10 protein-coding genes are annotated in these 13,601 nt (G+C 43.8%); 5 read left to right on the plus strand and 5 right to left on the minus strand.

Annotation, left to right across the window (positions count from 1 at the left end):
- Positions 1–19 precede the first annotated feature (19 nt).
- The 4 genes from AC1DDK_RS15435 (at position 20) to AC1DDK_RS15450 (ending at position 6,129) form a co-directional block, all read left to right on the plus strand.
- Complete coding sequence (locus tag AC1DDK_RS15435) at positions 20–934, plus strand: LytTR family DNA-binding domain-containing protein (RefSeq protein ID WP_048907188.1); 915 nt, start codon at positions 20–22, stop codon at positions 932–934.
- Between the two features lie 82 nt (positions 935–1,016).
- On the plus strand, positions 1,017–3,767 hold the full coding sequence (locus AC1DDK_RS15440) for a carboxypeptidase-like regulatory domain-containing protein (RefSeq protein ID WP_288883951.1): 2,751 nt from the start codon (positions 1,017–1,019) through the stop codon (positions 3,765–3,767).
- Between the two features lies 1 nt (position 3,768).
- Positions 3,769–5,052 (plus strand): parallel beta-helix domain-containing protein, encoded by a 1,284-nt coding sequence (locus AC1DDK_RS15445; RefSeq protein WP_288883952.1) that lies wholly within the window; start codon positions 3,769–3,771, stop codon positions 5,050–5,052.
- A gap of 12 nt (positions 5,053–5,064) precedes the next feature.
- Positions 5,065–6,129 carry an SO2930 family diheme c-type cytochrome gene (locus AC1DDK_RS15450; protein ID WP_288883953.1) on the plus strand — a complete coding sequence of 355 codons (1,065 nt, stop codon included), beginning with the start codon at positions 5,065–5,067 and terminating at the stop codon, positions 6,127–6,129.
- A 203-nt stretch (positions 6,130–6,332) separates the two neighbouring features.
- Here the strand turns inward: AC1DDK_RS15450 and AC1DDK_RS15455 are convergent, their stop codons facing one another.
- Positions 6,333–6,581, minus strand: coding sequence for a hypothetical protein (locus AC1DDK_RS15455; RefSeq protein ID WP_337717382.1), 249 nt, complete (start codon positions 6,579–6,581; stop codon positions 6,333–6,335).
- A 130-nt stretch (positions 6,582–6,711) separates the two neighbouring features.
- On the opposite strand from AC1DDK_RS15455, the gene AC1DDK_RS15460 reads away from it, so the two are divergent.
- Positions 6,712–6,954, plus strand: a complete 243-nt coding sequence (locus AC1DDK_RS15460; protein WP_288883955.1) for a hypothetical protein — start codon at positions 6,712–6,714, stop codon at positions 6,952–6,954.
- Between the two features lie 20 nt (positions 6,955–6,974).
- On the opposite strand, the gene AC1DDK_RS15465 is transcribed toward AC1DDK_RS15460, so the two are convergent.
- The 4 genes from AC1DDK_RS15465 to AC1DDK_RS15480 all read right to left on the minus strand — a co-directional run bounded on the left by AC1DDK_RS15465 (position 6,975) and on the right by AC1DDK_RS15480 (position 13,232).
- The gene (locus AC1DDK_RS15465) at positions 6,975–7,271 is read right to left on the minus strand and encodes a hypothetical protein (RefSeq protein WP_172661143.1); all 297 of its coding nucleotides are present in this window, start codon (positions 7,269–7,271) and stop codon (positions 6,975–6,977) included.
- 516 nt (positions 7,272–7,787) lie between these two features.
- On the minus strand, positions 7,788–10,964 hold the full coding sequence (locus AC1DDK_RS15470; protein ID WP_288883956.1) for an error-prone DNA polymerase: 3,177 nt from the start codon (positions 10,962–10,964) through the stop codon (positions 7,788–7,790).
- Positions 10,965–10,974: 10 nt separating this feature from the next.
- Positions 10,975–12,483, minus strand: a complete 1,509-nt coding sequence (locus AC1DDK_RS15475; RefSeq protein ID WP_172661145.1) for a Y-family DNA polymerase — start codon at positions 12,481–12,483, stop codon at positions 10,975–10,977.
- Between the two features lie 11 nt (positions 12,484–12,494).
- Positions 12,495–13,232, minus strand: coding sequence for an ImuA family protein (locus tag AC1DDK_RS15480; protein WP_337717380.1), 738 nt, complete (start codon positions 13,230–13,232; stop codon positions 12,495–12,497).
- Positions 13,233–13,601 lie beyond the last annotated feature (369 nt).

Consider the following 13,601-nt stretch of genomic DNA (forward strand, 5'->3'; position numbering starts at 1 on the left):
ATATTAAGCATACCGTTGTATGGCAAGAACTACACCGCTTTCCGTCAATTACACTGTACTTAAGAGTGCACTGGATCAACGTTTCCTTATACTTAACTCATCCGTTAATAAAATAATATTTATTAGCCTGGTTACTGTAATCAGCTTGCTTTTCATGTACACCTTTGTGCCTTTTAACATCAACAGGTGGTATGAGGATGCAAGCAAATTTGACTTGTTCAAAATCTTTAGCATCTTTTCACTTGCCGGAACATTCACACTCCTGCTCACCCAATTTGGATTGCGGAAATGGCTGCGTATCGAATACCTTACCTACGGGCAATATTTCTTCTGGTTTCTTGGTGAAATACTGATCTTAACCTTTGGCATTATGGGTTGCGACTGGCTGCTCAACAATCATCCCGACCTGTCTGTAAGCAATTATCTCGACACGTTCAATTATACCATACTTATTGCCATCCCCCCTTATGTAATTTCATTACTGATTTTATTTGGCGCACAGCAATACAAACTGGCACACAACCTTTCATTGGTAGCAACAGAACACAAAGCACTTTCAGATAACCTGCTGATCGGAGATGAGAACGGAAAAATCATATTAACCCTTCACCCGAACAATGTATTGTTCTTTAAATCTGAAGACAACTATGTAGATGTTCATTACCTATTGGGTGGTGAAGTTAAAACAGAGCTTATCCGTACCACATTAAAAAAGATTGAGTCAACCTGCAGCTATTCCGGTTTAATAAGGGTACACAGGTCATATACCATCAATATAAAAACCGTTTCTTCTTCAAAGAAAACACATAAAGGCTATGTGCTTCAGTTCGATCCATTGCCCGACTTGCAGATTCCTGTTTCAGCATCACATCAAAAACAATTTGAGCAATACCTCAGCAGTACTACCTCTACGTTCCCATTCACCCCATTATAGCCCTATTTCGTCCCAAACACGTTCTAATCATTGTATGCAGATGGTTTTGCAATCTATATTGCACTAACCAAAACCAAACACAATGAAAGTAACCAGACTATTTTTATTGATCCCTTTTCATTTTTTATTTGCCAACCTAAACGCTCAGGTTATCAAAGGAACGATTAAAAACAGCGCCACACAGGAGGCCGTACCGGCTGTATCCATTCATGTAAAGAATTCTTCGGAAGGAACTTATTCTGATGACAGGGGCAGGTTTCAACTGACCATTAAAAAGAAATTACCCATCATACTTGTCATCTCTTCTATCGGTTTTGAAACTAAAGAAGTTGATGTGCAAAGTACCTCTGCCGCGCTCGATATCACCATTAACCCCACATCTATACTTGGGCAAGAGGTAGTGGTTTCGGCCAGTAGGGTGGTACAAAAAAAGCTCTCCTCTCCGGTAACCATAGAGCAGCTCAGCAGTAAAGACATCAGCAATTCCCCTCAGCTAAACTACATGGATATGATCCAGGGTTTAAAAGGAGTTGATGTAACCGTTTCCAGTATTGGCTTTACCAGCATCTCTACAAGAGGGTTTAACACCAGCGGAAATACCAATTTCACACAAATTGTGGATGGGATGGACAACCAGGCACCGGGGCTCAATTTCCCTCTGGGTTCGGCCATCAGCTTAACTCAACTTGATGTTGACAACATTGAAGTACTCTCGGGTGCATCATCTGCACTTTACGGTTCAAGGGGCTTAAATGGCACCATGGTAATGACCGGTAAAGACCCATTTAAATACCAGGGTTTAAGCGTGCTGATCACACAGGGAGTAAACCACATTAAAAACAGCGGCAGTTATGACCCTGTAGGTGCATCACCATATTATGATTGGGCAATCCGCTATGCCACAAAGATCAACGAGAAACTGGCTTTTAAAATTAACTCTCAATATACACAGGCAAACGATTGGGTGGCTACCGACAGCACCAATAAAAATGGCCCTGGCAGCAGGTTTACAGATCCAAATTATAATGGCGTAAACTATTATGGTGGAGCTACAAGTACAGATATTAATCCGTTCTTAGAGGGGGCATTAGCAGGCGATCCTTCCCTGGCTCCCCTTATTGAACCTTTACTGGCCAAACCTAACTACGTGGCCAGAACAGGATATCCGGAGTATGGATATCTGGATAACAAGGCAAAATTATTCAAAGTAAATGCCGAGTTCAGGTATAAAATAAATCCCAAACTAGAGGCAATCATGTCGGGCACATACGGTACAGGAAACATCGTATACACCAACGATACCCGCTACCAGCTTAAGGCCTTTAAAGTTGGCCAATACCGCGCAGAATTAAAAAGCGACAATTGGTTTGTCCGCGCATATACCACTTCAGAAAATTCCGGAAGAACCATAATTGCCGGCCCAACCGCTCAGTACATCAACGAAGGATGGAAAACGAGTTATGATGGTGCTACAGGAGGATGGTATCCGGAATATACCGGTGCTTTACTCGCTTCCCTTGCCGGAGGGGCCAGCTTAAATGATGCACATTTAGCTGCCCGCGCATTTGCAGATCAGGGTCGCGCACAATTAGGCACCCCGGAATTCAACGCCCTTAAAGAAAAGATTTCCAATACACCTATTTCCGAAGGAGGCACCTTATTTCTGGATCGCAGTAAGCTCTACAATGCAGAAGCTCAATACAATTTTACCGATAAGGTTAAGTTCATGAGTGTAATTGCCGGCGTTAACTGGCGCTTATACAGCCTGAACAGTAAAAACACATTATTCCCTGATAAGGATAAACCAATCAATGTAAAAGAATACAGTGCCTACATTCAACTGGCAAAAAAACTGGCAGCCGACAGGTTAAGCCTAAGTACCTCTTTCCGGTACGACAAGAACACGCTTTTCTCTTCTCCTAAAGTAACCTCAAGAGCTTCGGCAGTGTATGAGCCCGTTAAAGAAAACTTTATCCGCTTCTCTTATCAAAATGCGTATAGCTTTCCATCAAACATTCAGGCATTGCAAAACACACTTAACGGATATAACAGCTACTCCTCAGGAGGCTCTTCTTTGCTGTTAAATGACAATTACCATTTCAATCAGTTTCCGCCATATACACTTGAAAGTGTATCCGCTTATCAGCAATCAGGCGATGCCTCCGTATTAAAGAAATTTGAATACAATGACATTAAACCGCAATCTGTAAATGCCTTTGAGCTTGGTTATGCAGCTTTAATTGGCAAAAGAGTAATGTTTGATGTATTGGGCTATTTCTCTACCTGGAAAAACTTTATCGGCTACGCCAATGTGGCAAATACTCCGGGAACCGATGATGTAACTGCTTTTAAAGATCATAGTACATATGTACAGTACAATATTGCTTTTAATGGCGGACAAACCGTAAACACTTATGGCTACGCTGCCAGTGTAAGTGTAGACCTGTCGCATAACTTTTTGGCTAAGGTCAACTACTTTTCAGACAACATTAAGAACAAAAACAACAGCCAGGTAAACAACTTTAACACGCCTCATTACCACGTTAACATGGAATTTGGCAACAGCGGTTTCGGCAAAAAGCAAGAATGGTCGTTTGGCACTACCCTACGTTACAAGCCCGGCTATTTCTATGTTGTTTCGGGTGGCTTAGCTGAGGGCAGGGTTCCCAGTTCAGCAGTTATAGATGCCCAGGTAAGTTACAAACTTATCAAAGCACGTTCCGGCATAAGGCTGGGTGCTACAAACATTACCAACAAATACTATTCAACCGGCGTTGCCAACCCAAATATTGGCGCGGTCTATTATGTAACTTATGCATATAATATCCTTTAATATGAAAACCATCCCATCATTACTAATTGCCCTTCTTGTTACCCTTTCTTTGTTTTCCTGCACAGGAAACAAATCAACGCAAGCGGGAAACTACAAAACCAGGTTAACCTTTAAACCTGGCGAAGAACAGAAAATTGCCGAAGCTTTCCTGTCGATAAAAGACAGCACACAAATTTTATTGAAGCAGGGCACCTATAAATTCGACAACCTGAGCATTGCACAGGTGAACCACATCATGATACAGGGCGATGGCCATGACAAAACTATTCTCGACTTTAAAGAACAAAGCCAGGGCGGCGAAGGGATCAGGGTAACAGATGTAAAAGGCTTTGTGATTGATGGCATGACCATTCGCGATTCTAAAGGCGATCTGCTAAAGATTAACAAGAGCCGGGATGTTACCATTACCAACCTCCATGCGGTTTGGAGTAAAGCCGACTCAACCAGCGGTGGCTATGCCATTTACCCTGTAATGTGCAAAAATGTATTGATAGAAAACTGTTATACAGAGGGCTCGTCAGATGCAGGCATTTATGTTGGTCAAACGGATAGTGCAGTGGTAAGAAAATGTAAAGCAGCAAAAAATGTTGCAGGCTGTGAAATCGAGAACACATCTAATGCCCAGGTTTACGACAATGAATTTTATAACAACACCGCGGGCTTTCTGGTATTCGACTTACCGGATCTTTCAAAGAAAGGCGGCCATGTTAAAGCCTACAACAATTACATCCACGATAATAATTTCAGAAACTTTGCAAAGGCAGGCAGCTTTGGCACCTCATGGGGTGTGGGTAATGCCTCACCCGGAAGCGGTATTATTATATTGGCGGCATCAGATATTGAGATCTATAACAACCGGATCATTAACAACAATTCATCCTCAATAACCATTGCTTCGGGCTTTGCAGTTGATGAAAAAGCTGCCGAGAAAATAAACGACAATTACTTTCCCATTTCAAAAAACATCAATATTCACAACAATACTATTGAAATGGGCCCCGCCTTTCCGCAGCCAGCCTATGAGCACCGTATTGGAAAAATATTAGTAGCCGTTGAACAGCAGTTAAATGCCAGTGATCCGGCAAGAAAAAACAAACGTATCCCTTTCATTATGTACGATGGCATCTCGAGCAATATCTTAACCAAGGGTACAGCAGTTAATCCGGATTCTATTTGCATAAAGCAAACGGGCGACAACCTATTTGTAAATGCCGACTTTTTAAACATCAGCAATCCTAAAAACTGGAAACCAAACACAAACATTACCCCTTATATCTGCAAGTAAAAATCAGTATCAATGCGTAAAACTTATCTTTTGGGGTTTCTCCTCCTTTTCAGTATTTCACTTTCCATTTTAAGTGAGCAGGGTTGTAAAAACAAAACCGGCCAGGCTGTGCAAAACAGTGGCTTTGTATTTAAAGAAAAACTATCTGATTATGGTTTCTTTAAAAACAAACTAAAGGATCTTGATCCCAATGAAGGGGTTTTGCATTATGATATCAGTACCGCTCTCTTTACAGATTATGCCGTTAAAGACCGCTTCATTGTTTTACCAAAAGGTACTGCAATGAAGTACACGGCACAGGGTGCGCTTGAATTCCCTGACTCAACCATCATCGTTAAAAACTTTGCTTATACCAATGTCAATCATCAGAAAATAATGATCGAAACAAGGCTACTGGTTAAAGACCCTTCCGATAAGAACTGGAAGGTGATGAATTATCTGTGGAACAAAGAACAAACAGAGGCCATCAAACACATTACCGGAGCAAAAATCCCGATTATCTTATTGGATAATGATGGCAATAAACTCTTTACAAATTACCAGGTACCAAACACCAATGATTGCAAGCGTTGCCACATTAAAAATGATGTGTTAATCCCTATTGGTCCAAAAGCCAGAAACCTTAACATTACCCTTGTCGGACAAAGTACCAATCAACTTAAGGCATGGGCAGCAAAAGGAGTACTTAAAGGATTGCCAGATACGGGAGCGGTTGCTCAATTACCGAACTGGGCCGATGCTAAGCATTACAGTCTGGAACAACGCGCAAGAGCATACCTTGATATAAACTGTGCCCACTGTCATACCAAAGGAGGCGACGCCTATAATACAGGTCTGTTTCTAGAATATGAGCAAACCAACCCCAATCATTTAGGGATCAGAAAAGCCCCGGTTTCGGCCGGAGGTGGAGCTGGCGGGCTTAATTATGATATTATACCTGGCGATGCTACCCATTCTATTTTAGCTTACAGAATGAATAGCACAGAGCCGGGCACTGCTATGCCTGAGCTTGCAAGGACCCTTCCTCATAAAGAAGGAATTAAATTGATCAGGGAATGGATAAACAGTTTAAAATAAAAAAGAACAGCCGTATATTTCTTCCGACTGTTCTAACCTAATTCACAAAACTCCCTAAGTTTATGAATGCTGTGCATCCATCCAGATCAACACAGCACTCAGCCTAAATAGTGTTAAACCAAATTGGTATGGCCAGATCAGGGCTAACCATTCCCTGATCCTCTATTAACTAACAATCCGCAAGGGTGGCGGAAGGATCTTTATTACAGTTTCTCCTTCAATGCCTCATAGGTCTTTTTATAATCCGCATTATCGGATTCCTTTTCAACAAGCTTTTTACTCCATGCCAATGCTTTGGCAAGCTCCTCTTTGTCTGCACTATACTCTAATACAAAGTTGGCATTGGTATTTATGGTAGCCAGGTTGGCTGTATCTTCATATTTCTCGGTGTAGTTTACAATTGCTGAGGCAAAAGCTTTCCAGTCCTTACCGTAGTAAAAAAACAGTTTCACTCTGGTAACAGTCCGGTCGGCAGTTGTGGCATCATGCTTTTGCGTTACCGATGCGGCTATTGTTTTCCAGTCAGGGATTTTGTCTTTGGCTTTAGCAGCCTCAACAGCCGGGTTAATAATTGCATCGGCAATGGCTTTATCTTTTTATTTAATATCTGTGGCGTCAGATGATTTTGGGGCGGCAGTTACCACTTTACTCAGCTCATCAATTGCACTCAATTTCAAATACAACTATGAACTGGTCCGAATTTCCGAAGTCAATTATGAGCTCTTCCTCAGGTCAAGGAACCCCGAGGTAAAAATGCTTGGCATACTGGCCAACCTTGGAGATGGCAACCCTAGTAAAGGAAATACGAGCCAGCTTAGAGCCTAAGAAATAAACAAAGTATGACATCAGTCAGCATAGGCGACTAGTCCGCTATCATACGATTTGGCCGTATCCAGTAATAGCAATAAGGATTGTATATCGCTATCATTAACAGTATGCTTTTGAATATTCACCCTGATTTGCCGTATTAAAGATGTGTCCCATCTAAAGTCCGAATGGTAGTCAAACCTTTCAGGAATGATCTTCTTTACTTTTAGTCTGTCAAAAATTTGATCATCTATACTGCCTATTAATTTACATTCCTCTTCTTCTGGATAGTTCGGCATATTCTGATTATCGGCTAATAAATAGAAATCTAACATACAGAACTTATTTTTCGATACACAAATATTAACTATTTTAAAATCAATTAATTACAAAAAATAAGCAACAAAAGAATAACTGAGTAATTGATATTGCTTACCTCTATTGGGTAGGAAATTGAACTGTTCCTGTTCACTCTAACTGATCCAGTAGACTTGAGTTGAACAGCAAACCCTCTCTGAAGTTCATGCCTAATCTCAAAATATCGGGTATCAAAAAGCAACGACAATTTGTTTCTTGAGATAGTCTCAAGATCCTCACCGCGGCTGGATAGAGGCAATTTAATGCTACCACAAGTTTCCGACTTATCAAAATTTGGCTTTGTCATTTAGAGAGGTTTTTAATTCGAATATACAAGTGCTAAGTGTTTTTTGTTAAATGATCCAAAATTGGCGGTTCAAGTATTTTTCAATCTCAATAAACCTTCCGGTAATCCTTAATCTTCTATAATTGCTTTAAGATTATCAGAAAGGTAATGATCAAAGAGATTGTTTGTTTAAAGATACATAATTGAATTATTTAAAATTCCTTCCCCCATAAAAGGTTCCCTTTGGAACTTCCCCGGGAACCGTTGTAAGTACTGGCAAATCCTCTTGCTCCCGCTGCACCAATTTACCCATCAGTTTAGTCAAATCCACGCATTTGCTCACAATGACATGAACCACCTCTCCTTCCCGCTGCAAACGCCCCTCCACCATCAACAGCCTGGAATGCAAAATCTCTTTCCGGTAGGTATCAAAAAACTTTTCAAATACCACCAGATTGCTAAAGCCAGTCTCATCCTCAATGGTAATAAAACATACCCCACCGGCAGTTCCCGGTCGTTGTCGAACCAGCACGAGCCCGGCAACCTTCACCAATTGTCCGTTCTGCGCCTCCTTATTGATCTGATGGCAGGACAAGATGCGCAGCATCTCCAGTTGTGATCGCACAAAGCTCACCGGGTGTGCTTTTAACGATAAGCCTACGGTAGCATAATCCTGAACCACATGTTCTCCTTTGCTCATCAACGGCAATTCCACCTGTGCCTCCAACATACTTTCTGAGGGTTGCCCTTTAAAAATCACCACTGGCATATCCTGCAAGGCAGAAACCTCCCATAATGCTTTTCTGCGGTCCAACCCAATCGAGCGGAAAGCATCAGCATCTGCCAGTCTTTCCAGTGTATTAATCGCTATTCCTGCATCACGTAAGGCCGTAACTGTCCTGTACTCATTTCCCCTGCAATTCACCAAAACATCCATCTCCTCCTGCCCTAAACCTTTAATCTGCCGGAAACCCAAACGGATCGCACAATACTTCCCTGATTTTTCTTCCAGCAAATTATCCCATGTAGAATAATTGATATCAACTGGCCGAACCTCCACACCATGTTTTTGTGCATCAATTACAATCTGCGCAGGCTGGTAAAAGCCCATTGGCATACTATTGAGCAAGGCTGTAGCGAAGGCATCCGGATAGTAGTGTTTCAGCCAGCAGGACACATAAACCAGCAAAGCAAAACTTGCCGCATGACTTTCGGGGAAACCATAACTCCCAAAACCCTCCAACTGCCTGAAAATCCGTTTGGCAAACTCCTCGGTATATCCCTTTTTCATCATCCCCTCGACCAGCCTCTGTTCATACAAATTAACCGTTCCGGTATACTTAAAAGTGGCCATACTGCGACGCAGTCCATCTGCTTCGGCGGGTGTAAATCCTGCGGCTACAATGGCAATTTTCATTGCCTGTTCCTGAAATAGCGGCACACCATAGGTTCTTTCTAAAATTTCTTTTAATTCAGCGGAAGGGTATTCCACAAGTTCATCACCATTACGTCTCCTCAAATAAGGATGCACCATATCTCCCTGTATGGGGCCAGGCCTGACAATGGCAACCTCAATCACCAAATCATAAAAACATTTGGGCCTTAACCTGGGCAGCATGGACATCTGTGCCCTGCTTTCAATCTGGAATACCCCCAGTGTATCCGCAGCACTAATCATATCATAGACCTCCGGATCATCCTGAGGGATATTGGCCAGGGTCAGATCTAAACCATAATGCGCTTTGCACAAGTCAAAAGCCTTGCGGATACAAGTCAGCATACCCAAAGCCAATACATCCACTTTCAGAAAACCCAAAGCATCAATATCGTCCTTGTTCCACTCAATATTCGTACGGTCTTCCATACGCGCATTCAGGATCGGACAGAGATCAGTCAGCTTCCCATTGGTCACCACAAAACCACCGGTATGCTGGCCCAATTGTCTGGGGAAACCCATCATCTGCGCGGTCAGTTGCAAGGTCTTCATCAAATGCGGATCCCGGGGATTCAAATCCTGTTCAGTCACACGCTTGCCCTCAAACCATTCGTCTGTAAACTCCCATACTGAACTGGATAACCTGTTAATGGTATCCACAGATAAACCCATGGCCTTGCCCACATCTCGCAAAGCACCTTTCTGGTGCAGCTGTGTTACCGTCGCCACAATCGCTGCACGGTCACGGCCATACTTGGTATAAATGTACTGCATGATTTCCTCCCGACGTTCATGCTCAAAGTCCACATCAATATCGGGCGGTTCATTCCTGTCCGAAGAAATAAAACGCTCGAAAAGCAAGTCGAACTTCATAGGGTCTACTGAGGTTACACCCAGACAGAAACAAATTGCTGAATTGGCCGCTGATCCCCTTCCCTGGCATAAAATGCCTCGGCTTCTCGCTTCGCGGACAATGTCTTCCACAAAAAGGAAGTAATTCGCATAATCCATCTTCCGCACAAAGTCCATTTCATGGGCAATCATGTTCAATACTTTTTCCGGGATAACCTCCCCATAAAATGCATGTGCGCCTTTAAAACACAGGTATTCCAGCTCTTCCAATGGCGAACGACCGCTTTTGTTGATCTCCTCCGGATATACATATTTCAGTTCATCCAGTGCGAAAGCACATGCCTCAGTGATGTGCATCGTATTGCGGATCGCTTCGGGATAATTACGGAACAAGCGGTGCATTTCGGCAATCGGTTTCATATAACGTTCCGCATTCTGATGCAACCTGAAACCAGCCTCCTTGATGGTACACTTTTCTCTCACACAGGTCAGCACATCCTGTAATTCCCTTCTGGAAGGATTGTGGTAATGCACATCACCGGTGGCTACAACAGGTATTCCAAACCTAGCAGATAACTGCTGGATGCGAAAGATCAACTTATCATCATTACCCAGGTACGTACGTGTTGCAGAAAGGTATAACTGCTTACCCAAAGCTTCCCCATATTCCTCAAAATCCTTAACAAAGGAATCCTCAAAATTGAAATGACGGTTCAGCACACCAGGCATCACAACGGTAAACAACATCCCTTCAGCGTGTTCATAAACATCCGCCTTATTCAAATGGCAGGAACCTTTTTCCGCACGCAGATTCCCAACCGTTAATAAAGCCGAAAGTCTGCAATAAGCATCTTTGTCCGTAGGATAAGCCAGTAAACTTGGCCCATCCAGTAAATCCAGGCGACAGGCGGGAATGATCTGAATGTTTTTTTCTTTAGCTGCAGCGTGTGCACGAACAATGCCTGCCACCGTATTGCGATCAGTAATGGCTACCTTTTTATAGCCGAAAGCAGCTGCCTGATCCACCAGTTCATGGGGATGGGAAGCCCCCCTTAGAAAGCTGAAATTAGAAGTCACCTGTAATTCACTGTATTCCATATCTCATTCTTCATGCAAAAAAACCATGTATAAACCATTGGTACCGCTGCTCGCCCCCATAGTGACCCGAACGGAACAGCCAGTAACGCTGTCCCAGTTCATCTTCCACCTGGTAATAATCCCTGTGCTCTCCTACATCTAACCACCACTCCCGTTCTATGCGCTCAGGACCATCGGCCTTCACCACAACATGCCTGATGCCCATATAAATAAAAAACTTTGGCGGATGATCGGGTATCAAGGCCATTACTTCGATTGGGACAGGTTTACTCAACAATTCTGTTGGGCGCGGTCTGTCAATATGCCATTGGGCTATCGGTTTTTCAGTAATGGAAACTGCCCGGTTCGCAGATCGTTCCGGCCAATAGCGAGCTGCAGGGACATAACGATGAATCACATCAGGCCCCATTTTACCGGTTACCCTGTCCAGCAGCTGGATCACACTCTGATCATCCAGTCCGGGCTTACCCGCCCAAAGCGCTTCTTGTCCGGGTAAAATATCATCCACTTTAGGCGCTTCCAACACAAACAGTTCAATGCCCAGGGCCGGGCGGATCTGATCGATCTTCAACTCGAAAAGTTTAAACAAATGACTGACGCTACAGGTTGCCCCGCTGGTTCCTATAGAAACTTGTACCACCTTGCCATCAATACGATAACAAGTCAGCACCCCTGTCCTTAAGCCCTTGCCCTCATTTTGCAGTCGCAGACACAAATGCTCCAGTAATCGGCTGATCGCCACTTCAATGCCAATGCGGGTTTTAATCGGCTCCAGACAAGGCAAGCGTTCCTGAAAAAGAACAGGCACCTGCAAAGGAGTAATCAACTCATCAACTGTACCCAAAGCCTGCCCCAAACGGGCCAAAAAATCCTCTCCGAAACGCCTGCGCAGCACCGAGCGCGGCATACCTATAAAACTCCTGATCCGGTAAAAACCAAGCTTGCTCAGCTTAGCCAGTGTATTTTCCGGTAAACGCAAGGCTTCTGGCGGCAACGCAAGCAGGGCTTCTGTATGCGTCCCGGGTGCAATCAAAGGAGTTACTTTTCCAAAACGAGCTATTGCCCATGCGGCACCGGCAGTATCAGCCATCGCCACACGAACCGTATAACCCTTGCTTTTTAACCTGGATACGATTTCTTTCAGGTATTCCCGTTCCCCGCCCCAAAGGTGGGTACAGCCACTTACATCCAGGAACAACCCATCTACCGAAAAATCATCGGCCATCACCACGGGTGAATAACGCACACACCACTCTCCAAGTCCTTTCAGCAATATGGTAGTGCGCCCGGCTTTATCATCCAAAACCTCCAGTCCCGGGCAAAGGGCCTTGGCATCAGCTGCACGCATTCCTATCTCAATTCCCTGCGAAGCAGCTAAAGGACTTGTCGCAGTAATCATATTGCGCCCATGATCGGGCGCTGCGAAAACAAAAGGAATGTCACAAAGTTCCGGCCGGCGGATCAGCTGCCAGTCTGCCAGCAAATGACGGAACCATATCGAAACATAACGCTTTTGCATTTTTTAGCCGTTTAACCAATTTGTCTTTCCTCTTGATCGTACCATGCTGCTGTTTTCAAGGCTGGAAGTACTTCCACAAAACGATCTCCTCCCCATTCCATGATCCAGCTTCCCGGATTTCCATTACGGACTTTGGTCAGCTCCACCTTCCAGCGAGGGAAACCCACACCAGGCATTTCATCCTCGGTTACACTGGGTACCGGGCTGATCTTCCAGCGCGCTGAAGCCACCGTACTTACGGCCTTACGGGCGTCTTTACGTAAAATAAAACCCGTCACACCAGAACCTTCCACCGCAAGCTGGAGTCTACGGGATTCAATCAAACTCAGTTCATTCAACTCCGCCACCACAGCAGCAAGACCTTCACATTTTAAAGCCTCCTCCATAATCCAGAGCACATCTTTTTCCCTGGTAACATCCATAAAAATGATCCGCTCGGGTTCTACGTTGAACAGACAAAGGGAAACCGGGAATAACTTTCTTGCAGTACTGATCCATACACAAGCAGCGCCATCCTTCATCAATACCGAAAGCAAGCCACCGATAAAACCATCGCTCGCTGCCGCATGTTCGGGCAGCACCGTAATAAATTCATGAATGGCCTTTTTCGGAAAAACCCCGTTTGGAAATACGTTTTCCAGCTCACCAAGGCCAATCGCCTCAGCAGCTTCTTTACCTTGCAGTTTAAAGCCCTGCCACAGCAGAATATCCTGTTGTAATTTACTAACCAATTCCTGTTTTGCGTTCATGATGTTATCCCCTTTCTTGAATCATTGTATTAGCAATGCAAATGAACAAACAAATATAATACTAAAAATATTAGTATTATAAATAAAATGAGAAAGAATTTTTACGCTCGATTTTTCTCGCTAAAATCCTAAAACTCCCGTCATCTCCTTTGGTTAACCAAAGGAGATGACGAGGCAGGGCGATGAAGGGAAGGGCAAGGACGACGTTTACTGTACCAACACCGGACATAATAGTGTGATTGCTAAGGCCAGCTTGAAGACAGCGTCGAGGCAGCATCGAGGCAGCATCGACATTCCTTCGGAAAAAGGTACCTGTTTTCCGAAAGAATCCTATCGCAGTCCTTAATTTGCCTTGATTCAGTCGAGACC

The organism is Pedobacter sp. 05T44, assembly GCF_056395985.1.